Annotated in this window: 17 protein-coding genes; 9 read left to right on the top strand and 8 right to left on the bottom strand. The window is 61.8% G+C overall.

Features of this window, described 5'->3' with window-relative positions; all coding sequences use genetic code 11:
• Nucleotides 1-38 precede the first annotated feature (38 nt).
• The 4 genes from VGH98_25555 to VGH98_25540 are packed head-to-tail and all read left to right on the top strand — an operon-like array spanning nt 39 to nt 2,905.
• Nucleotides 39-302, top strand: coding sequence for an acyl carrier protein (locus VGH98_25555; protein ID HEY2379373.1), 264 nt, complete (start codon nt 39-41; stop codon nt 300-302).
• Nucleotides 289-1,695, top strand: coding sequence for an AMP-binding protein (locus VGH98_25550; GenBank protein ID HEY2379372.1), 1,407 nt, complete (start codon nt 289-291; stop codon nt 1,693-1,695). Before VGH98_25555 ends, VGH98_25550 begins: the two co-directional genes overlap by 14 nt.
• Nucleotides 1,688-2,422: an SDR family oxidoreductase gene (locus tag VGH98_25545; protein HEY2379371.1), complete on the top strand. Its 735-nt coding sequence runs from the start codon at nt 1,688-1,690 to the stop codon at nt 2,420-2,422. The genes VGH98_25550 and VGH98_25545 overlap by 8 nt, the downstream gene beginning before the upstream one ends.
• A 9-nt stretch (nt 2,423-2,431) precedes the next feature.
• Nucleotides 2,432-2,905, top strand: a complete 474-nt coding sequence (locus VGH98_25540; protein HEY2379370.1) for a flavin reductase family protein — start codon at nt 2,432-2,434, stop codon at nt 2,903-2,905.
• A 253-nt stretch (nt 2,906-3,158) separates the two neighbouring features.
• Here the strand turns inward: VGH98_25540 and VGH98_25535 are convergent, their stop codons facing one another.
• The 5 genes from VGH98_25535 to VGH98_25515 all read right to left on the bottom strand — a co-directional run bounded on the left by VGH98_25535 (nt 3,159) and on the right by VGH98_25515 (nt 10,078).
• Entirely contained in the window at nt 3,159-4,250 is a 1,092-nt protein-coding gene (locus VGH98_25535) for a hypothetical protein (protein HEY2379369.1), read from the bottom strand.
• A 91-nt stretch (nt 4,251-4,341) separates the two neighbouring features.
• Nucleotides 4,342-5,640 carry a cytochrome P450 gene (locus VGH98_25530; protein ID HEY2379368.1) on the bottom strand — a complete coding sequence of 433 codons (1,299 nt, stop codon included), beginning with the start codon at nt 5,638-5,640 and terminating at the stop codon, nt 4,342-4,344.
• A gap of 77 nt (nt 5,641-5,717) precedes the next feature.
• The gene (locus tag VGH98_25525) at nt 5,718-7,706 is read right to left on the bottom strand and encodes a CDP-glycerol glycerophosphotransferase family protein (protein ID HEY2379367.1); all 1,989 of its coding nucleotides are present in this window, start codon (nt 7,704-7,706) and stop codon (nt 5,718-5,720) included.
• Between the two features lie 211 nt (nt 7,707-7,917).
• The gene (locus tag VGH98_25520) at nt 7,918-9,003 is read right to left on the bottom strand and encodes a hypothetical protein (protein HEY2379366.1); all 1,086 of its coding nucleotides are present in this window, start codon (nt 9,001-9,003) and stop codon (nt 7,918-7,920) included.
• A 37-nt stretch (nt 9,004-9,040) separates the two neighbouring features.
• Complete coding sequence (locus VGH98_25515) at nt 9,041-10,078, bottom strand: glycosyltransferase family 2 protein (protein ID HEY2379365.1); 1,038 nt, start codon at nt 10,076-10,078, stop codon at nt 9,041-9,043.
• Nucleotides 10,079-10,469: 391 nt separating this feature from the next.
• On the opposite strand from VGH98_25515, the gene VGH98_25510 reads away from it, so the two are divergent.
• The 3 genes from VGH98_25510 to VGH98_25500 are packed head-to-tail and all read left to right on the top strand — an operon-like array spanning nt 10,470 to nt 12,865.
• Nucleotides 10,470-11,273 carry a hypothetical protein gene (locus tag VGH98_25510; GenBank protein HEY2379364.1) on the top strand — a complete coding sequence of 268 codons (804 nt, stop codon included), beginning with the start codon at nt 10,470-10,472 and terminating at the stop codon, nt 11,271-11,273.
• Between the two features lie 30 nt (nt 11,274-11,303).
• On the top strand, nt 11,304-12,173 hold the full coding sequence (locus tag VGH98_25505) for a YdcF family protein (protein HEY2379363.1): 870 nt from the start codon (nt 11,304-11,306) through the stop codon (nt 12,171-12,173).
• Nucleotides 12,170-12,865, top strand: a complete 696-nt coding sequence (locus VGH98_25500; protein ID HEY2379362.1) for a hypothetical protein — start codon at nt 12,170-12,172, stop codon at nt 12,863-12,865. Before VGH98_25505 ends, VGH98_25500 begins: the two co-directional genes overlap by 4 nt.
• A 5-nt stretch (nt 12,866-12,870) precedes the next feature.
• Here the strand turns inward: VGH98_25500 and VGH98_25495 are convergent, their stop codons facing one another.
• From VGH98_25495 to VGH98_25485, 3 genes are read right to left on the bottom strand one after another with little or no spacing between them, the layout of a single operon-like run.
• Complete coding sequence (locus tag VGH98_25495; GenBank protein ID HEY2379361.1) at nt 12,871-13,908, bottom strand: polysaccharide deacetylase family protein; 1,038 nt, start codon at nt 13,906-13,908, stop codon at nt 12,871-12,873.
• 10 nt (nt 13,909-13,918) lie between these two features.
• Entirely contained in the window at nt 13,919-15,163 is a 1,245-nt protein-coding gene (locus VGH98_25490; protein ID HEY2379360.1) for an ATP-grasp domain-containing protein, read from the bottom strand.
• Nucleotides 15,160-16,578, bottom strand: coding sequence for an O-antigen ligase family protein (locus VGH98_25485; GenBank protein HEY2379359.1), 1,419 nt, complete (start codon nt 16,576-16,578; stop codon nt 15,160-15,162). The genes VGH98_25490 and VGH98_25485 overlap by 4 nt, the downstream gene beginning before the upstream one ends.
• A gap of 686 nt (nt 16,579-17,264) precedes the next feature.
• Between VGH98_25485 and VGH98_25480 the strand changes: the two genes are divergently transcribed.
• Nucleotides 17,265-17,489, top strand: coding sequence for a hypothetical protein (locus VGH98_25480; GenBank protein HEY2379358.1), 225 nt, complete (start codon nt 17,265-17,267; stop codon nt 17,487-17,489).
• 570 nt (nt 17,490-18,059) lie between these two features.
• Nucleotides 18,060-21,117: Ig-like domain-containing protein (locus VGH98_25475; protein HEY2379357.1), on the top strand; the 3,058-nt coding region annotated here is incomplete at its 3' end.

The raw sequence follows: 21,117 nt of genomic DNA, 5'->3' as shown, positions 1-21,117 counted from the left end.
CTTTCCCCTACACACCGAACAACCCCGAGGACTCTCCGATGTCTGCAAGCATCCGATCGACTATCGTGACGCAATTCGAGCAGGTTGCGAGCGAACAGCGTCACAAGCTGGCGCCGCTCACCGACGATCGCTCGCTGATGAACTCCGGACTCGATTCGCTCGCGTTCGCGATCGTCGTCGCTCGACTCGAGGACTCGCTCGGCATCGATCCGTTCACCGCGGCGGAAGATGCCCAGTTCCCCGTGACCTTCGGCGATTTCGTCAAGATGTACGAGACGATGTACGAGAATGCGAGTGCGTAGTAGCACGTCGCTCTGGGAATCGTTCCGACGCGCCGGCATCGAGAATGACCGGTTGCTCTGGGCGCGCGACACGACGATCGCGCTTTCCGATCTCGCGCAAGCGTCCGCCCTTGGCGGGCGCCTCGAGGAGTTGCGCGGTCGATCGGTGCTGATCTCGACGGCAGACCAACTCGCATTTGCGCTGGCAGTCGTCGAGCTGGACGGAATCGCACGGCGTCTCGTGCTCTGTCCGCCTGACCTCGACGACGCGCACCTCCCCTACATCGTTGCGACGGCGCAGATCGATGCGATCGCTTCGGATCGCCCGCTCGAGGCGTTCTCGGGTGTCGGCGTGGAAAACATCGTTTCGATCGAGCGGAATCTTCGTCCAGCGGCGCCGAACCGCGAAGCGGAAAACGCGACGACGGAGTGGATTCTCTTCACGTCCGGTACTACGGGTGTGCCGAAGATGGTCGTGCACACGCTCGGAACGCTGAGTGACGCAATCAAGCCCGCCGGAAGCCTCGCGGGGCCGCTCATATGGGCAACGTTCTATGACATCCGGCGCTACGGTGGTTTGCAGATACTTCTTCGAGCCCTACTTGGAGGCGGGTCACTGCTTCTCTCCGCACCGGGGGAGAGCGCGACAGATTTCCTGACACGTGGACGTGAGCATCGCGTCACGCACATCACCGGCACTCCGTCGCATTGGCGACGCGCCTTGATGAGTCCCCTCGTACGCGAACTCTCGCCAACTTATGCTCGCCTGTCGGGCGAGATCGCGGACCAAACAATCATCGATCACCTACAGTCGATCTTCCCGCACGCACGGGTCGCGCACGCCTTCGCTTCGACAGAAGCCGGCGTCGCGTTCGACGTGACCGACGGCTTCGCTGGTTTTCCGGCATCTTTCCTGGAACCTAACGATTCTGGCGTCGATCTCAGAGTCGAAGATGACACTCTGCGAATCCGCTCCCCGCGCACCGCGCTCCGCTATCTCGGGAGCCACGGCGAGTCGCTCCGCGACGCGGAGGGGTTCGTGGACACCGGCGATGTCGTCGAGCGTCGCAGCGATCGATACTTCTTCGCGGGTCGACGGGGTGGAATCATCAACGTTGGTGGCCTGAAGATCCACCCCGAGGAAGTCGAAGCCATCATCAATCGACATCCGAGCGTGCGTATGTCGCTCGTCAAAGCACGCAAGAGTCCAATTACCGGAACAATCGTCACGGCCGAGGTAGTTCTCACCGGCAGTGAGAATGGACTCGAGCCGGCGGTGATCGAGAGCACCCGTGCCGAGATCCTGGCCGCGTGCCGTCAGTCACTGGCGGCGCACAAGGTGCCTGCGTCGATACGCTTCACGTCGTCGCTCGCGGTGACACCCTCCGGCAAGCTCGGGCGACGCGATGCCTAACGTTATCGTCACCGGCGGTAGCCGTGGCCTCGGTCTGGGGATTGCCAAGACGCTCTGCGCCATCGGACATCGCGTAATCGCCGTAGCGCGCCGTCAGAGCGAGGCACTTACCGATGCGATGAACCAAGCGGCATCCCCGGAGGGTGGCTCGATCGAGTTTGTACCCTCCGACCTTGGAAGCATCAACGAGCTGCCGGAGCTCGTTAGGCATATTCGAACGAGTTACGGGCCGATCTTTGGGCTCGTTAACAATGCGGGCATCGGCACGAGTGGCGTCCTCGCCACGATGAAGGACGGGGACATTGAGACCCTCCTGCGCATCAACACCTTGTCGCCCCTCGTTTTGACGAAGTACGTCGTGCGATCGATGATGAGCGGTCAGGGTGGCCGGATTGTCAATATCTCATCGATCGTCAGCGTGACTGGCTACTCCGGGCTGTCGGTCTACAGCACCACGAAGTCGTCACTGCTCGGATTCACGCGGTCACTCGCCCGCGAGCTCGGGCCACTCGGCATTACTGTCAACTCGGTGGCGCCTGGATTCGTCGATACCGACATGACGGGCGATCTCGGGGAGCAACAACGAGAAAAGATTGCTCGACGCAGCGCGCTTCGCCGAATGCCGGAAATCGACGACGTCGCGAATGCCGTCGCATTCCTGCTCAGCGACAAGGCAAAGAACATCACGGGCACCACATTGACCGTGGATGCCGGCAACACCGCGTGAGGTGAGCCGATGCTCGACTCCAACACTTACCGACATCTTCTGGGACGGTTCGCATCGGGCATCGCGATCATTACGGCTCGTGATGGCGAGCGCGACGTCGGCATGACCGTGAGCGCGTTCTGCTCCGTCAGCCTGTCACCGCCACTCGTCCTGGTCTGCGTCGATCACAGTGCCTCGATGCACGGCTTAATGCTGCGTCACCCAAAGTTGGGAATTAGCATCATTGCATCGGAGCACGAGGCGCACTCTCGTCGATTTGCCGACAAGGGCGACGCGGATCGATTCGATGGCGTTCCGTTCACGCGCGGGGAAAACGACGTCTTGTTACTGGACGACGCGGCTGCTCACCTCGAGTGCCAGCTCGTTCGGCACTATGAAGCTGGCGACCATACCATCTTCATTGCCGAAGTGGAACGCGGAACGATGGGCGAAGCACGGCCGCTGTTGCATTATCGCGGCCGCTACGCTCAGCTCGTGAGCTAGCGTTGAGCGCTCGAGAGTGCGAGCACCACCAACGCGGTCGCGGCGTCGCTCATCAACGTCCCAGCGCTTGTGAGTGGATCACGTTGCTTGTTCAGTGACGTGGCATGCCACATTCCGGTCATTGGCCAACGCGGACAATCACGCAGATCGTGCCGAGCGCGACCGCCGTGGAATACCATTCGAGATCCTGGCCTCTTGCCCAATACTCTGCGTCGTTGGGTCTTACGCATTCCGGATAAAAAAACTCGTGCGGCTAGTTCGGCCGATCCTGATCGCCATCGGACTTTGTCAAATACAACGCGCCGCGGGCCACTGCATCTTCAAGGCTGCCGCGCAAGGAGGCGGGGAATCGAATCGCCGAGTTCAGTGGACGTCCGCCCTGCTCGACTGGTTGCAATCGTGAAGGAAGCGTGAATGGGTCTGTTAGCGTTCGCTCAATGTTGAATCCAGCTTCCGAGAGACCCTGAATCGGCTTCGAGCAATAAAAATCGGCAAACGAAATGCCGGCCTGTCTCGCGTCACCAACGAAACGCGAGAGCAAGCTGTTAGTTGCGTCTGGTCCCTCGGTCAACAACTCACAGATGCGCGCCACCTGCTCGGTCCTTCCCCTCACCGTCTCGAGACGAAAGACCAGCAGCCCTCCAACGCCGGATGAGCAATGACGCGCAAGCCGGATCTCATATTTGAACCGTGGGTGCCTCGCGTAACGCCATCGTAAGTACGCGGCATTCCGGATTACTCCAACGAACCCTCGAGCGGCGCTTCGGTTCCAGCAGACGTCCCACTCGTCCCCGAGCTTGTCGCTCCACTCCACAATCTGCCAGTCCTCCGCATGACTTGCTGCATGCGTGTGCCGAACGACGCGCTCCTGGCAGAACGAGGTCACCTCGTCACGCTGCGAAGCGGGAATCCCGCTTGCGAGCAGCAGCGTCGCAGTGCTGGTCTGATCGATGATGCCGACCCAGCGCGGAATTTCAGGAATCCAGTCGTATCCCCGAGCGCGCAGAATGCTGGACGAGTGCGAAGTAGTTCCAACCGTGCCAAGCACTTCGATGCCGAGCCGCGAAGCCTCACGAATCAGCAACAGCGAAAGAGGTGAGGTTCGCAACTCGGGCACGACGAACCAATGTGATGACCAAGCGCCCGTGTACGTCAATCCCTCCTGAAGCCATCGCATGAACGTCAGGCCCAGCATACCGACGATTTTATTGCAGCGCCATGCGAGAAGCACCGTCGGCGCATCCTCCCGACCGTCGCGAAGCTTGGCCTCGTACTGCCAGCGAAAAAGAGCTGCGTCTCTCGAAAGGATGTGATTCTTCGCCCAATGTTCGTGCAGAAAGCTCATCGCTGGCTCGATGTCCACCTCACGGCAGAGATCAATTCGAATGCGCGGCTCTGCGGCGCATGTTATCGCTGTCAAACTCATTGATCTCGAGTCAGCACGGGTTTGTGGAAGTCCTCATCGTCGGACTCATGAAGAAGTTGCATTTACTACGAAGGTTTACCCCTACGTCTAGCTCTGGGCTCGCCGTTTCCTTGCTGCAGCATAGTCGCAAGCGTTTTGCGACCATCATCACATGGATCTGCATCTCGAGCCGAGCAAGCGGTTCCCCGATGCAGTTTCGCGGACCAGCGGAAAACGGAAGCATCGCCAGCGAATGACGCGATTGCGCGTTGTCGGGAGAGAATCGGTCAGGATCGAATTGACTCGGACTCGTCCACAGGGCGGGGTGCCGTTGGATAAAGAAAACTGGGATATAGATCTCGGTCCCGGCGGGCACGACGTATTCTCCGAGACTATCGTCCTTGATCGCTCTTCGCGTCAGAAGCCAACCCGCTGGGTAAAGACGTAGTGTTTCCTCAATCACCTGGCGTGTATACGGGAACTGCGGCAGATCACTGCAAGCCGGGAAGCTGTCGCCTTCGAGATGCTCAAGCTCGCTCGTGAGCCTGGATTCGACCTCCGGATGTTGCGATAAGAGATACCACGTCCAGTTCAAAGTGGTTGCCGTTGTCTCATGGCCCGCCACGATGAGGGTCTTCACCTCGTTCGCCAACTGACCGTCGGGCATGAACCTACCCGTATCGCGGTCGCGTGCGTTCATCAGGATGTCAAGGAGGTCACCATGCTTCGCGGTTTCATCTCGTCGTCGGGCAGCAACATTGAGAATGACGCGCCCTAACGAGCGAAATCCCTGAGCGAATTCGATATTACGCTCCGGTTCCGACGATACCAAGTCGAAGTAGGGAGCGATTTCATCGTAGTCCGAGCTGAAAATCGACCGAAGGACAATATCAAGGATCATTCGACTGACGTCTGTCGTGACATCCACCTGCTCGTTTAGCAGTGCGGCGCGCTCCCATCGCGCGAGCAGAGCGTTGTTCACCTCGACGATGAGGGTCGATAGACGCTCGATCACGTCCCGGTGAAACGCGGGCTGGATCATTCGTCGCTGTGCTTTCCAGAGTGCGCCCTCGCTGGCCATCAAACCACTACCGAGCAGGAAAGCGACGCGCTTGATCGCCTGTCCCTTCACGTAGTTCTGCCAATTCTTGCGGAGCACGTGCTCCGCAAGGCTTGGGTCTCGCACCACGTAGACCGTTGTGCCGTAGATGAGCGCCTTGAAAATGTCGCCGAACTGATCGAATTGATCCCCCATCCAGGTCAGCAGGTCCTCTCCGGTCGTGAAAGGCTCGGTGGGTCCTGGCGGAACCAGCGCATGCTCGGTGACCATCGATCCCATCCTTTACAAGAGTTCTCGGCGAGACGCGTTAGGCGGTCGTCTTCGCACTCAACAACTGAGGTTGCACTTCAATGACGCGCGGACAACGTCGCCTCCGCCCCCGACGGCGTGTCGCTTCCCTGCAATGGCAGAAGAGAGCGAGAGCGCAAATCATTTTGGTGCTTATGAGATCTCCGCAGTGAGTGGATCAGGTGGGCGACTCGAAGTCCCGATTGACCATCGAGCGGTCCAACGAGCGAGTGCAATCGCTCCGCATCAATCAGGTGCTCCGCTGTGCGGCTTTGGCAGAACGCTTGTGCAGCCTCGTATAGCGCCTCCGGCGACCTAACGGCAACGCTGAAACCATCGAACACGCGTGGATCCGAGCGGTCGCCAAGGAAACTGGCGATGATCACCGGGATGCCCAGCATCGCACCCTCGAGAGCGACCGTTGAGTACTCGGTCACGACGACGTCGGCCGCATCGAGTAGCGCGTCGATGTCCATCCCCCTGGCAAGTAAAACTCGGCCCGGATTTACCATCACGCAGTGGGCATACTTCCCAACGAATTCGCTCGGGTGCGGACGAAGCAACACGTGCACACCATCGATCTGAAGCAGGGCTTCTACCGCCTTCGCAACTCGATCAGCGTCTTGGTGTGGCTGAGTCGCGAGAAGGACGCAAGGACCGGTGCTCGTGCCCAGCTTGGCGCGCGCAGCCCGAATGGACCCGGAGTCGCGCGTATACCGCTTCTTGCATAACGAGTCATATCGGGGCTGCCCGGTGATCGCGATCCGGTCGCGCGAGACGCCGTGCGAGACGAGGAGCTCCGCGAGCACGGGGCTGAACGCCGCAACGTGATCGGCGGAGATCCACGACCAGCTCGCCTTGTCACACGCCAGTCCGTCCTGAATGAGAACGGTCGGAATCCCGCGCTGTTGCGCGGCCCTCACGAATGCTTGCCCAACCCACCACCGGTCGTTGCCAACAACGAGCACCTCGGGCCGAGCGACGTCGACGAAGGCACGGGCGAACTCGAGGTGCTCGAAGACTTGATCGAAACGCTCCGAGTACAGATGTTCGAGTAGATGCCTAACGGGTGCGCGCAGCGATCCCACGCCCGCGGCACCGATATACGGCTTTTCGATCACGATTCGGTGCGATTCCCGCGCGGTTGTTCGCCACTGGCCGCTGAACCTTCCTTGTCTACCACGCACCAGCGCCGACGGATGTCCGAAGGTCGCGACGACCGCCGCCGCGCCGTTCTCGATCGCGATCGTTTCGCGGCTCCCGGTGAGCTCCAGCCGAAGCGAACGCTCATCGTTCAACTTCTTCAAGTGTCGCTCGACGACATCGAACATCTGCGCCATGGGCGCGGCCTCGGATACGAATAGCACCGGTGCCTTGAGCGAAGCGCGCCTCGGCGAGCTCCGGATCGCCGAGAGGCGCTTGGCTTGCCCACCGGCACGACGGCGTCGGATCCGATGCAGCATTCGGCCAATCTGTCGAAGTCCGGCGATGAACGGCGGAGTCCACGACTTGGCGTCGGCGACGAGATCGGAAATCGATATTCGCAGCGCGTCGGCGCGTTCCGGATCGATCGTGAAGATCGTGCAAATCGAGGTCGGCTTCTCGGCGAGCACTCGACAGAGCGCGCCTGCAAGATGGGCGTAATCCAGATAATAGTCCTGGACTTCGAGTCGGCAGAGATCGGCCAGTGATACGCCGTCGACCACAGGGAAGAATTGCGCGCCGCTGCCATACAGTAGTTCGTTCGACGCCTCGTTAACCCAAGGCTCATCCGCGGAGCCGACATGGGGTAGCGCATAGTCCAATGTGCTCAGCAGCTCGATGTCACCGATGCGGACAAAAGTGCCGTCCTCACCGTGCAGCAATACGCGAGGCCGCGGGATCCGCCCCTTGCCATTATGCGCAGCCGCCACGGCGCGAGCAATTGCGCGGCGAGCGGCGCGCCGGACCATCGGTTGCGCAAGGCGGGAGCTAGCAAGATCGACGACGAAGAGAGGTGCCTGACTGTCGTCGCTGACAGACGAATCGCGCTGATGATGAAGCTGCATTTCGATCGAAGACGATTGAAGAGAACGGACCGCGCCGTATAGGCGCAGAAGCGGTGCCGCGTTCTTCGCCGCCGTGCGTTCGCGCCCGCGCTAGCTAAGTGCATTCAACGCAATCGAGAACGCACTCGACGCCGTGCAGGAACATCGTACGACATGTAGGGGACGATGCCCGGCTGTGGCACTCCCGCCACAGTCGCCGCGCGCGGCCGAGCTATCGCAGAAACCGCTGCGCGGCGGCGCTGACTTTCCGTGCGATCATTCCGCGCACCGGACGTGGCTCGAGAGTCCACTCGTCGCGGACTTCGATGATGCGCTCGCAGAAGAATCGCTTGAAGTCCGATATCCCGCTGAGTGGATCGGCAGTGGCTGTTTCGTCGACCGCGGGTACGCCGCCAAAGTCGAACCACGTCGCACCGATGCGTTTCGCCCAGGCAATGAGATCCCACAGTGGCGCATACGCCAGAGGCAAATTCCCTAAACTCTCTTGGCGCGTGGCTGCCCCCGCCTCGTATGTCACGTAATTGCCGTTGACGCAGCCCCAAGCGAACGCGATCAGGCCGCTCGGCGCGACCTCGCTAGGCTTGAAGAGACCGATGACGCGGGAGCGGTTAGGCGAATGTCCGGACCGCTGCAGGATCGTTTCCCATGGCAGCTGAATCGCGGTCCCACCCGTTCGCCGGAACGACTCGTCCATCAACTCCTCTAGCCTGCCGGCGTAGGACGGGTCGGTCAACGGCACGAGCTGAAAGCCGCGTTTGGCGGGCGCGCGCACGTTGCGGCGCGCGCTGGATGCCACCTTGGAAAACAGCTGCTCCTCTGAGGCCTGCAGATCGAGTGACGGCGTACGCCGGTACCGTTCCGGCTGTTGAGCCTTTATGAAACCGCATTCTCCCAGCAATGTACCAAGCCGCAACCGTCGCTCTGGATCGGGCTCGAATATGCCGAGTCGTACCCGAATGCAGAACGGGTCGGAGTGCGCAGCGTCGGCAATGCCGTTCACCAGCGCCACCTCGACGTCGGTTTCGCTCGACGCGAGGCGCTCCACCTGATAGATGCAATGCCACGGAAGCGCCCGACTGCGCCCGATTCCTATGCCCGCCGCCGCTCTTGCCCGACCCTCCGCGTCGCTTGCAACTACGAGCGCAGAGCTCCATTCTCCGATTGCCTGGTGCCATTCCCCGCGTTGCGGAAACGGCAGAACGATTCCCTGGCTGTCGAGTTCCTTCTCGGCGGCTTCGCGCGCAGAGCCGAAGCCAGTGATGCGATGAATGCGATGTTGAAGACTGCCGTTAGGCACGGAGCGACCCCTGAGACTTAGTGGGTACAAGCGCGGGCTAGTTCAAGCGAGAGCGGAGCCTGGAGCGCACTTCCCGCACGCGCGTTGATAACCCGTTAGGCATGAAACACATCGCGAGGAGCAGCCCACGACGGTCGATCCGCGGCCGGCGCGCAATGCTCGCCATCAGTACGCGGGCGGCGGCGAGGCGATTTCCCGCATCCAGCTCGGCTTCGCCGAGCCAGCCGTAAGAGTCCGCGAATCTCGTCTGAATGGTTCGGCGCGGAATCGTAAGGTGTGGGCCGGCGTGCGGCACCCACTTCTCGATCGTGCGCAGATTGTTCCGCGCGATCTCGAGAAGCATCGACGGGCGCGTCAACTGATCCGGAGCGCCAACGCAGTAGAGCGTCGACGGTGCGTCGATGAAGATGACAGGACCCACCGAGCAAAGACGCACGTAGAACTCGTAGTCCTCGCCGGCGCGGACAAACGTGGGATCAAAACCTCCTACACGTTCCACCCAATCGCGACGCACGAGGACAGTGGAGGTGTGCATCAGATTCCCGAGCAGGATCTCACTGAATAAATCTCCAACACGTACCGCGGCCGACGCATGCTCGGCCGGCACCGCCGCACAGAGAGCCCCGAGTGTGGCAACCTGCCCCATCTCTTCCTCGATACTCACTCTCGTGTGCGCCGCGTACATCGTGCGCAGATAGCGCTCGCAAATCTCGTGGCCCGAACGCTCCACGGCTGTCATGTCTGTCCATGCCAATCCCGCTTCCGGATGGCGGCGCAACGCGGCAACCTGGCTCTCGATTCTCCAGGGTCGCCACAAGTCATCGGAGTCCAGGAACGCCAAGAACTCGCCGCGGGCATGGCGTATGGCGAGGTTGCGGGCCGCGGTGACGCCCGCGTTCTCTTGATAGATGTAACGGACGCGCGGGCCGTAGCTTTCGACGACGGCGCGCGTGTCGTCCGACGAGCCATCGTCTACCACGACACACTCGAGATCGCGGTATGTCTGTTTTAACGCGCTCTCGATCGCGCTGCCCACGATCGCCGATCGATTGTACGTCGGGATCACGACTGTCACGAGTCCCCTCTGCACAGGGGACTCGAATAGTGTGGGGGTCAGAGACCGTACGGGGCGCGCACCATTGCTGAGCATTACGAATCGGGGCGGAAGCAACCCTGGTGCCACCCATTCGTCCGCGCTATGCGCGTCACAGACCGACAGGCACACCACAATAGTGATGCGTGCGCGCAATCAGGTGTTGCGCTGACGGCGCACCTATCCGAGGGAGATGTGACATCTCCTTGGCGGATAGTCTCTTACGACACTTACCATCGGGCACGCACCAGGTATGGCGATTGCACCCTCCGCCTGCGCTTGCCTCACGCTATTCATGAACGGCGGGTCGGCGAGAGGACTCACGTATGACAGACATCTGACGGCGCATTTGCCGCGGCAAGGAGCTGGACCAATGAGGAGTAGGCACGTCAAGCCCGCGTTCATAATCGCGGTGCTGCTCATGTTGGCGTTCGGACATCGCAGCGGCGCGCAGTCGCTCGCCGGCGCCCCCAGAGAGTCAAGGTTCGAAACGCGCGCGCAGCTCGAGCTGGCTGCGCGCAATGCGCGGAGCGAGCATCGCGAAGCCGAAGCGACTGTGCTCCAGACGCGGCTCCGGGACGGGGATTTTCAGGAGGGCGACCGAATCATCCTGTCGATCGACATTCCGCGCGTGCTCACGCCCGACAATTCCAACTTCCTCCCGTTGGGCGGAGTCGATACGGTGACGGTCCGGGCTGGCAAGATGTTACAGTTCACGAAAGTGCCGAAAATTCCTGATCTATCGCTCGATGGTGTGCTGCGCTCGGAGCTTGCGGACACAGTCACCGCATATCTCAGTAAGTACGTACGCAATCCCTCCGTTCGGGCAACGCCGCTTCTTCGTCTCGCCGTGATGGGCGCAGTCGGTCGGCCTGGGTGGTACTTGACGCCGAGTGACGCGGTGCTGGCCGACGTCATCATGCAGGCCGGCGTCGTCGAGAAGTCAAACCTCTCGAGCACGGTCGTGCGACGAGCCGGCACGATGATCTGGGACTCGGATAACGTCCGCATCGCGCTCGCCGACGGACGCTCATTGGATCATCTCAATCTCAAAGCCGGTGACGAGATTCTCGTGGATTCGAAGCGACAGTGGAGCCTCATGAACTCTGTGCAGCTAATTGCAGGCATCGTGGGGATCTACGGTGTTTTTCTGACCACTCGCGCCATACATAAGTAGCACACGCTGCCGACCCAGATCGATTCATTCGTGGCTGGCGATCTCGCCCCAACGGTGGCTGAGAATCCGCCGATGTTGTTATCCCGGGAGGCGATTCGACGCGCTCTCGAGGGCGGCGCACTCGGCACGGGTTTGTGGTGCGTTTGCTTCGCTCTCCAGATCCTGCCGGCCAAACTGGCCGATACGCCGGGCGTGTTACTGCTAACAGGCCTCGGGTTGCTCGTCGGCGCGACACGGTTGCGCCGCGCGTTGATTGTTCTCTTTCAGCTGGCAGCCTTAGTCACCATTGTCGTCGTCCTTAGCCCGCTCTCCCAGGCGATCGCCGCGCGCTGGGTGCGACAGGACGCGATTCCCCAGTCAGGCGTCGCCGCCGTCGTCGCGTTGAGTGCCGGGATCAATCCCGATACGACGATCTCGAGCGAGGCCGCAGACCACCTGCTCATGGCATTGGAGCTCATGCGCGAGGGAAAGGCTCGCTCGCTCGTTACGACCACGACCGCGGATTTCTTTCCGACGGGGTTCGTTTCGAGTGAGATCGATCAGGCACGCCTCATAGGGCTATTCGACCAACAAGTCGACTGGCTCCGCACGCCACTCGGTCGTACGACACGCGATGAGGCTGTCGCCTCGGCGAGGCTCCTGCTGCCACGAGGAATGCGACGGATCGCGGTAATCACGTCGCCCATGCATACGCGCCGCGCATGCGCCGTTTTCGAGGCGGTGGGGTTCGATGTGACCTGTGTGGCGGCGCGACTTCGCACGCCGGGCGGTCGGCCAATGTCAGACGATCCGACCGATCGACTGGCTGTGTTCGGACAGTTGGTATATGAAGTCACTGCCACCGCGGAATACTCTCTGCGCGGCTGGCTCCCGCAAAGGAAGGCGCCGGCGCCCGCATGAGCAACTTTGCAATTGCCCTCGCAGCAGCCACCGCCGCCCCTGCGCGCGCCGTTCGACGCGCGCTCTCTTCTCTGGTCCCGGAGCGGACGCGTCGGTTCGCGCGTCGATGTGCCGAACTCGATTCGCGCGCGCGCCGCGTGTTCTTGCGACAAACAATTCGCCGGCTCGCTCGGCGTGAGCGCCGCGCCAATTCGGGTCCCGCCGCGGGATACCATCATGTGGTTTTCGTCTGCCATGGCAACATCCTGCGAAGCGCGTTCGCCGCTGCTCTGTTAGCGCGAGAGCTCCATGCGAGCCACCCGGAAGTTGTCATCGGCTCCGGCGGGCTGCACGCCCGCTCCGGAAGGTCGGCGGATCCTCGCGGCATCGCCGCGGCACAATCATTAGGCATCGACCTCCGGGCGCATCTGGCGACGCCACTGACGGCGGAGCTCGTCCGCGCCGCCGACGTTATCGTCGTGATGGACTTCGAGAACGAAGCGGAATGCATCGCGCGGTTTCCCGAAGCCGAGGCGAAGCTTCGGTTCCTCGGCGCCTTCGACAGCTCAAGACCAAGAGACTCGCTGGAGATCCCCGATCCATATACACTGGACGCGGCGGCCGTCGCGCACTGCTACGAAGACGTGGCACTATGCATATCCGGTCTGCGGGCGGCGCTACTCGAGGGGTCGCGCGGTGTGGCCGGCATGTAGCGCCGCTAGGCACCACCAATACTGAGCGGCGAATAGACTGGCAGGTGCGGGTGCGTCCCCGCCCTCGCCCTGAACAATGGCCGCATGCCCGCATTGAGCCGGAGTGAAATCGCGCTCTGACACCAGTCCTCCGAGACACCGACGCGCGGCAAGGCGAGCGCCAGATCGCCGCGCGCGACGGCGCGTGCCTGCATCGTAACGCCAGCCTGAAGGCCCGCGCTCGCGGCCGCGCTGAGGGTGGCACGATCGTAAAGTCCGAACGGATATGCGACGACCGGGACGACGCGCGGCAGCATTTCTTCGAGGCGCCGCTGCGCCTGCGTCATTTCGAGCTGCTGCTCATCGCTGGAGAGGTACGGAAGCGCTGGATGCGTCACCGTATGACATCCAAACTCGAACCGCTCATCACTCGCCAGGCGCTCGAGAGCCGCGAAATCCATGGATCGGAGCAAATCGTTTGACGGCTCGGCCCAATCCATTTTCTCGAGCGGAAGACGCCCCGCGTGCTGGCCGAGAATGTGACCACGCACGATGCCTAACGCTTCCGCGGATGGTGACAGCTGCTTGATCCCGAGGTCACTGAGTATGCGCGGCCAGAGAATGTCAGGGCTCGTGCGTCGCGCATGCTCCAGTCGATCCCACCAAAATGCGGCGCCATTTTCCGCCGCACCCACCGCCACGAACACCGTCGCCGGCAGATCGAGACGAGCGAGCAGGGGTGCAGCCAGTCGCTCGACACCCACGTACGCGTCATCGAACGTGATCGCAACACAACGATCCATCGAGCGCCCGTCGATGCATCGACGCACGAGCTCCCGAAGCGGAACCACATCGTAGCAATCACGCACATACTCCAGCTGACCCCGCAGCGTCCCCAGGCTGACGTGCATCTCCGGCGAGGGAACGTCCTGCTCGACGATCGCGTGATAGCCGAGAATGCCCCCCCGCTTGAAGCAACGCTCGAGCAGCGGCAGGATCGCGGTGCGAAGTGAAATCCTCGAGCTAAGGCCGGACTCGATTGCCGGTTGCCGTGATGAGCTCATGAGTTGAGAATTACTTCTTCTGGAACCAGTCGATCGTCTCGCGAACGAAAGGCCACGGATCGTCGAGCTGGAGAATCTCGTTTCGATCGGCGCTGTCCCCTACGCGCAGGAACTCACGAACCGCTTGCCACCTGGTAGGGGAATTCTCAGGCAGGGTGAGCGCGCGCGCCGAGCGGCGCAATCGCGTGATGAGTTGATCCACATCGCCCCACCACCATCGGCTTCGCACTCCAACGCGATATTCCGGCGTCGACGGACGTTCGCCGTCCACCGCCACCGACAGCAGCAGGTTCGGGAAATCGACGCCAGCATCTACAGCGAGTTGAAGTGATCCCCAGAAACGACCGTTGATTTCCATCAAGTAGGGTATTCCCGTGCGCTCGTCGATCTTGTATTCGATCATGGCAACGCCTCGCCAGCCGAAATGCTCGAGGAGCGCTCGAGAGCGCGCGACCAGATCCGGATCGGCAGCGATGCTCTCGCGATACACGCTCACGCCACCGGAAGGTGGCTTCTCACGAAGCCGCCGGTGCGAGAACGCCGCAATCGTTTCACCGTCCCATAGGAGGAGAAACACGCCCACGCCCGGTCCCACTACGCGTTGCTGCAGTAGGAGCGGAAAAGCGGCGGGATCAGCACTTCGCACCACGCTGGTCAACTCCGTGGCGTTGCGCGCGTAGCTCACGCAGAAGTGCGATCGCCGGCCGCCGTGTTCCCCCACCGACCGAGCGGGCTTCACGACGATGGGATAGGATATTTCGAACTCGTCGATCGCCCGCGCATGGTCGAGCGTCAGCGTCCGTTGCGCCGGAACGGCAATCCCAAAGCGCGGTGCGACCTTCAGAACGCCTTCCTTGTCGGACACCGCGCGATAGGGCTCGATCTCCGCGACCGGAATGATGGCCGGCGCGAGCTGGTCCGCGCCCTCAAGGGCGGCGAGCATCGACGCGTCCGTCATCGGGATCACTACGTCGATGTTGGAACGCCGCACGAGAAGGGATAAGTGTTCAATAAACGATTGCGGATCGCGCAAGGAATCGGGCACTCGCGCGACCTCGTCGGCGTACCGTGAAGCGCCGGCGAGACACCGCGCCCGAGTCGAGCAGACCGTGATTCGGTGTCCCGCGCGACCGAGCGCGCGCACCGCGGCCAACGCCGATCGCTGCTCGCCGTCCGTGACGAGAACGGAGTGCCGCCGCGACGGCGCGAACGTCGCTCGATCGTAAGCCGTCTGGTTGGGGGCGCTCGCCGTCATGCTTGCCGCCATCTCGTGCGCCCTGGCAGTGCCCACGGATCTACGCTCCGTGCCGCAGACGCGTTCGCCTGCGAAAGCTTCAGCAGCTTTCGAACGGCAAGAACGCACCCGATGTTGAGATACAGTATCGATTTGTACTCTGCGGTGAGGAAAAACGCGCCGACAGCATACCCCGCGAATGCGATGGCGAGTGCGCGGGAGAGCGCCGCCAACTCACCCGACCCGTTGACACGAGCTTCGCGGATCATCAACAACGCAGTTCCGATGGTCGTGAGCAGAAGCGAAACGAAGAGCGCAAAGCCGAAGACGCCAGTCTCCGCGGCCACGGAGATGTAGGAGTTATGCGCCGCCTGCCAAGGAAGCTGTCGCCCGCCCGATTCCGCGCGCTCGCGCCCAAGGTCCGACAGTGTGGCCTCAGCCTCCGGGAACTGCTGCGCGCCGACGCCGAGAAATGGCCGCTGCTTAACGATGCTGAGGCCGTTCTGCCAGATTTGCCAGCGGCCCGTTTCCGACTGCATGTTGTAATCATCGTCCGGGGCAAGGATCGTCTTCATCTTATCCCAGAACGCGCTTCCGCCGATCGCCGCGATCGCGCCGATACACAACGAAAACGCGGCAATTCGCCGCCGTGTCCTGATGGGCCGATAGCCGAACATCAGGCAAACGGCGATTGTGATCAGAGAGAGGAACCCGCCGCGGGATCCCGAGCGGATGAAATTGAGCAATAATACGGGCGCAACGCAGAACGCCATCCGCCGCTGCCAGCGTGGCGAGCGATCTCGGAGAAAGTAGATCGCCACGGGCAGCGTGCTGACCGTCGCCAGCGCCAGATCGTTCGCGTCGTAGTAAAGCATGTGATCCAACCTGCCGGTGGCATCGACGCCGAAGAACAGGAGCGCGTATAGGCCGTACAGCATTGCTCCAATCATGTGCGCGCCGAGTAGCCAGTCGAGGTCGCGCCTAGTGCGGATACAGACGGCGACGAGGACAGCCATGAAAACATTCGGCAGAAAGTCTTTCAGCAGGAACTGAAGGGTGCTGCTCGCCAGTAGACTCGTCGGCACTCCGGCGACGATGACGAACGCAAATCCAATCAGTATCGTGAGAACTGGGGATCGAACGAGACGAAGGCGCCTGACGCGTCTCTTGTCGAAGGCATATGCCGCGAGCGCCGCCAGCCCGATGAGAGTTGGAAACTTGATCAGCGCCAGCGGCACCAGGATATCCTGAATTCGCCAGACGTACGTCAGGACCATGAGCGCAACGAGGCCCATCAACGGATCTCGCTTCGGTCGGCGATTTGCGGAAGCACCGGGCGATACCGGCGCGCCGCGCAATATCGGCGCGCCGCTGATCGACCCGTCGGCTCCGCCGACGTGGCGGCCCTCGATTGGTCGCGCTAACAAGTCACGCACAATGAATGGTGCTGAGGCATTAGTTCATCTGGCAAACGACGACGGGTCGTTGAGCAAGAAGCGCAGCGAATGGAGTGTGTTCGCCTCCGACACGGAACTCCCTGACCGACAATCACTTGGAGCCACGACGCGGCAGCCCGGTCGTCACGCGGCTCTCGCATGACCCCGCACCTGTTGCGTAGATGCAACAGGAGCGGCCGGAGCGCGGTCGAGCCCTCCGGCGCTAGCGGTTGCGCAGGTAGCTCTAGTGAGTTTGCGCATATCGTTGGCAATGGTCGAATTGTCACTATCGGGCGCACATCCAACAGTCATCGCTCTTCCCCGATATGGCCCACCGAGCCGTCCTTCCGGGTCATTAGAACAATGCGCTCAAACTCTATACGAGTTGGACGCCGCTCCGGGCTGACGAGCCTTCGTCGACCGACCAAATAACCGGCAGCGTACATTCGCTACAGGTCAACTTTGCGCAGGCCGCGTGAAGCCGAATCCGAACGTCAACGCCCGACACCTGTTCACGCCCAGCGATGCCGTGTACGTGCGGTACTGGATCAAGCACAGCACGAACTGGGTCGGCTCGGCCCATAACTGCCATCCCCACGAGTTCTATCTCCTGAGCACCCTCGACGACCAGTTCGCCGGCCCGTCGTTCAACTACCTGACGACGTACATCGAGGACAACTGGATGAGTGACGGCGGGCACCCGCTCCATTCAGTCGCAGGATGCGCAGAATATCGACGTGACGCGCATCAATCAGGATCTGACCGGCATCACGGAGAATCGTGCCGTGAGCGGCTGCAACGGGAATCCGGACCAGTTCATCATCGCTCCCTACATCGGCGACGGCTCGCCGGTCGCGCAGTCGCTCTGGTACGACGACCTGGTCGTGATGACCGCCCCACCCGCGCCGTGAGCATCGTGAGGCGTTAGGCGCTACCGGACGCTCGCGTTAGGCGCGCCAGCGACTTCGAGGCGCTACTCTGCAAGCTTCGCTCGGGCGATTCGACAGACGAGACTGCAACGAGATCTCACGGCAGCGATCGCTTCGCTGCACAAGCAAATCACAATCTCGATTCGTGGCACACAACCGACGTGATGTGCCGCACGTAATGTTCGGACAAAAGCACGCGTGCATTGCGAATCGCATGATTATGCGACAACTGGTACACGACTTGTACGTGGCCCGGCCTCAGGTTGGCACGTTGACGCAGCACCGTGTGCACCGATGTCGCGTTGAGCGCCGCCTCGCTAATGCTGTTTAGAATCAACTAAACTATCGGCGCCACGGATTCGGCGGTATGGCTCGCGTCTATTCGTTAGATAGCGCGATGCTACGCGTGTATCGATCGGTCCCGGGACTTGACGGCCCCGGCCCCTCGATGATGCGCTGCCGGGAAGACGCGGAGTTGATGGAGGACCGATGCGATTCACTCGTGCAGCCTTGTTGGCCGTAGGCGCGCTCGTTTTAGCGTGCACCGAACACGTGGCCACCTCCCCTCGAACGGACGATTCTCCGCGTGAACGAAGAGCCGTCCCAGCAGCAGCAACGGACAACGGGATTTTCAGCGATGGCTTCGAGTCTGGCGCCCTCTCGTCGTGGCAGGACGGCGTCAATCCGGCGATACATCACGTGCTCAACGACACAACACTCGCGCACTCCGGCACGCATCTACTCGACATGACGTATACTGCTGGCCAGAGCGGCGGATGGCTGACGCGGTTCTTCATGCCGGGTTTCGATTCGGCCTACGTCAGCTATTGGCTGCGCCTCGATCCGAATTGGTCGGGCACGACCAAGCTGTTGACCCTGCGCGGTTCTCGCACGGACAACCAGTGGTCAGCCTTTGGCAACGCTGGTGTGTGCCCGACCGGCTCGGACTTCTTTGCGACGAGCGTCGCGTTAGGCTCCGCCGCGAGTAACCTCGACCTCAGCTTCTCCACCTACTATCCAGGGATGCCACCTTCGACAGACGGCGTGAGCTGCTTCGGTCAAAGTCAGGGAACCGCAACCACCTATTCAGCGAGCCGTCGCCTAACGCGTGGCGCTTGGCACAGAATCGAATTCTGGGTAAAGTTGAACACGGTCGGGAAGAGCGATGGCGTGCAACGAACGTGGCTCGACGGACAGTTGGTCGGCGAATGGACGGGGCTGATTCTTCGAAGCGACGGTGTCCTCAAGCTCAATTCGCTCATGCTCGATGGAGAAGCAATCGCGCCGATCACCGAGCAACTATACGTCGACGATGTGCAGGTGTTGCCCGCTATGCCGGCGACCGCGCCACCGCCTCCGGCGCCGGTGGCCTCTGTGGCAGTGACCCTCAATTCATCGACGCTCAGCATCGGACAGAGCACGCAGGCCGTGGCCAAGCTCAGCGATGCGAGCGGCAACGTTCTTACTGGACGCAGCGTCGCCTGGTCGAGTTCGAACACGAGCGTGGCGACTGTCGACACGCTCGGACTCGTCACCGCGGTGGCAGCGGGAACGGCCGCGATCAGCGCGACGAGCGAAGGTGTGAGCGGAAGCGCCCAACTCACGATCAGCGCGCCAACCGACAATTCTGTTTTTGGCGAGGGCTTCGAATCGGGGACATTGGCTGCGTGGCAGGACGGCGTGAACACTCGGAAGCAGCAGGTTCTGAATAACGCCTCGTTGGCGCACTCCGGCACGCATGTATTGCAAGTGACCTATCCCGCTGGACAGAGCGGCGGCTGGTTGACCCGTTTCTTTATGCCAGGTTATGACTCGATCTTCGCGAGCTATTGGGTTCGCCTCGATCCGAGTTGGACCGGCCCCACGACGCTCTTGACGCTCCGCGGATCGCGCACAGACGATCAATGGTCGGCCTTCGGGCGATCTACCGACTGCCCAACGGGATCAGATTTCTTCGCCACCACGATCAAAGCAGGTACGTCGACCAATTCGCTGGACATGACATTCATGACGTGGTATCCAGGGATGCCTACGTCGTCCGACGGCGTGACGTGCACGGGCGTCGGTCAGGGCATGGGGAGTGTGACCTACGCCGCCAGCCGACTAATCAGTGTCGGCGCGTGGCACCGCCTCGATTTCTGGGTGAAGCTCAATACCGTTGGCCAGAGTAACGGCCAACAAGCGATGTGGCTCGATGGTCAACTGGTGGGACAGTGGACCGGCCTCACCTTCCGCAATGACAATTCACTGAAGTTGAACTCGTTGATGCTCGACGGTGCGACCGCCTCGTCTCAACAGCGCGTTCTCTATGTCGACGACATCTCAGTGGGACAACAGCTCGGCGCGTCACTTCCACCGCCCACGAGTACCGTTAGCTCAGTAAGCGTGACGCTGAACGCTGCATCACTCACCGTCGGGCAGAGCACGCAAGCGACGGCCACATTGCGCGACGCGAGCGGCTCGGTTCTCACCGGACCCACCGTCGCATGGTCGAGTTCCAACTCGGATGTCGCTACCGCCGACGCGACCGGCCTTATCCACGCGATCGGAGCGGGCAACGCGACGATCACGGCTACATCGCAGGGCGTCAGCGGCGCGGCCACTCTCACCGTCAATGCGTCGGCGCCCGCGCCAGTAACATCAGTGACGGTCACACTGAATGCTCCATCGCTCGGCGTCGGACAGAGCACCCAGGCGGTAGCGACGCTTCGTGACGCGGCGGGCAACGTTCTTACGGGCCGCGCGATTTCGTGGTCGAGCTCGAACTCGACCGTCGCGACGGTCGATGTCAACGGGCTTGTCAGCAGCGTCGCTGCTGGGAGTACGAACATCACCGCAACGAGTGAGGGAGTCACGGGTTCCGCTTCTCTGACGGTGACGCCCACGCCGGTTGCATCTGTCAGCGTTGCGGTGAGTCCAGATACTTTGACATCGGGTCAAACAGCTCAAGCATCGGCGATACTCAAGGATGCCAGTGGCAACGTACTCACGGGACGCACTGTGACGTGGTCGAGCTCCAATCTGGTTGCGGCGAGCGTAAGCGCCACCGGACTCATTACGGCGCTCGCCGCGGGGACTACGACCATAACCGCTACCAGCGGCGGTGTTAGCGGGTCAGTTCAGGTCGTAGTGATGGTCGTGCCGGTAGCTTCAATAGGCGTAGCGTTAGGCGCAACCAGCGTCATCGTAGGCGGGACGACGCAGGCTAATGCAGTACTCAAGGACGCCAGTGGCAATGTGCTGACTGGGCGCACGATCACCTGGAGTAGCTCGAACACCGCCGTTGCGACGGTCAACAGCTCGGGTCTCGTGACGGCGGTCGGTGCCGGCAGCGCGAACATCGTTGCGACAAGTGGCGGCATCACCGGCCAGGCCAGCCTGAGTGTGACCCTGGCCGCCGTGGCGACGGTGAGCGTGTCGTTAGGCACGAGTAATCTGATCGTGGGGCAAACCACGCAGGCCACGGCGATGCTGAAGGACGCGAGCGGAAATGTGCTCACCGGGCGCACGATCACCTGGGCGAGCACGAATACCGTCGTGGCCACCGTCTCGGCCACCGGCTCGGTGACGGCCGTCGCCACCGGAAATGCCGGTGTCACGGCGACGGCCG

This window comes from Gemmatimonadaceae bacterium, from assembly GCA_036496605.1.
GTDB lineage: Bacteria > Gemmatimonadota > Gemmatimonadetes > Gemmatimonadales > Gemmatimonadaceae > AG2.
Note: the sequence above shows the minus strand (reverse complement) of the source record. Positions and strands in the feature narration are given on the sequence as shown.